The 1,202-nt window shown below is 70.5% G+C and carries 1 protein-coding gene; it reads left to right on the top strand.

What is annotated here, in order from left to right; all coding sequences use genetic code 11:
• The first annotated feature begins 647 nt into the window (after positions 1-647).
• Positions 648-1,118 (top strand): PPOX class F420-dependent oxidoreductase, encoded by a 471-nt coding sequence (locus tag GT354_RS11010; protein ID WP_161356103.1) that lies wholly within the window; start codon positions 648-650, stop codon positions 1,116-1,118.
• The last annotated feature ends 84 nt before the right edge of the window (positions 1,119-1,202 follow it).

Raw genomic sequence — 1,202 nt, 5'->3', positions numbered from 1 at the left:
CGGTCTCGGCGCGTCAGCGCCGGCAACGCCGAGCTTTCCGTCACTGGCCTCGCAGTTGCGCCGTGCTTCCGGATCGGATCTCGCCGGTCGGTTGTGCGTCGGTCTCGGCCTCGCCTTGTCGGCGGCCGTGCGGCTCGGGCTTTCAAGTGCGTACCGCTTGTGCACTGGCACCCGACACGAGCACAGGCACCACCGCTACCGGCTCCGGCCCCGTTCTCGCTCCTGCTCCTGCTCCTGCTTCGGCCTGCTCCTGCTCCGGCTCGCGTTTCCGCTGTCGGCATCAAGGTCGTCGTCGAGCTCGGCGCCTTCCGAACGAACTGGCTGGGCTTGTCGATGCAGCGGCCCGGCACCACCATCGCCGACTACGCGGAGACCGCCGGTAAACGCCGCGAGGCGTCCCTCGCCCGCCACGGTAGCCGGCCGGGCGCCCCGAGGCCCGCGCCGCCGAAGCGATCATCGCGGCCGTACGCTCGCCCGAGCCGCAGCTTCGGCTGCTCCTGGGCGAGGATGCACCGGACATCGCCCACGCCAAGCTCGACGCGCTGCGCCGCGACTTCGACGACTGGAAGGACCTGACGCTCAGCGTCGGCCACCCGCAGTAACGTCGAAGCCGATACCGCGCCTCGCACCACGGAAGGACCTCTGCCATGGCCCGCACCATCGCCACCGCCCACCACCCCGAACGCGCCGAACTGCTCGACTTTCTGCGTCCCCGTCACCGCGGCCTGCTCGCCACCACCCGCGTGGACGAGCGTCCGCAACTGTCACCGGTGACGTGTGGCGTCGACGTCGAGGGCCGGATCGTCGTCTCCACGTACCACGATCGGGTCAAGGCCCGGAACCTCCGGCGCGACGAGCGGGTGTCGATCTGCGTCCTGTCCGACGACTGGAACGGCGCGTACGTACAGGTAGACGGCCGCGCCGAGGTCCTCGACCTGCCCGAAGCGCTGGAACCGCTGGTCGAGTACTTCCGCTGCATCAGCGGCGAGCACCCCGACTGGGACGAGTACCGCGAGGCGATGCGCAAGCAGAACAAGTCCCTGATCCGCATCACCATCGAGCGCTGGGGCCCGATCGCCACCGGCGGCTTCCCCGCCGCGCTCGCCTCGGACGACTGACCCGTCGACCACAAAGCCGCAACCCCCGAGTGGTGGGCGGGGTTTCGTGGTTGACCGCCGACCGCCGACCGCCGACCGCCGACC

Origin of the sequence: Streptomyces sp. SID3343, assembly GCF_009865215.1 — a bacterium.
Classification (GTDB): Bacteria; Actinomycetota; Actinomycetes; order Streptomycetales; family Streptomycetaceae; genus Embleya.
Note: the sequence above shows the minus strand (reverse complement) of the source record. Positions and strands in the feature narration are given on the sequence as shown.

What these genes read in the sequence shown, in the direction of transcription:
- GT354_RS11010 (WP_161356103.1), top strand. Translation starts at nt 648, where the DNA reads ATGGCCCGCACCATCGCCACCGCCCACCACCCCGAACGCGCCGAACTG.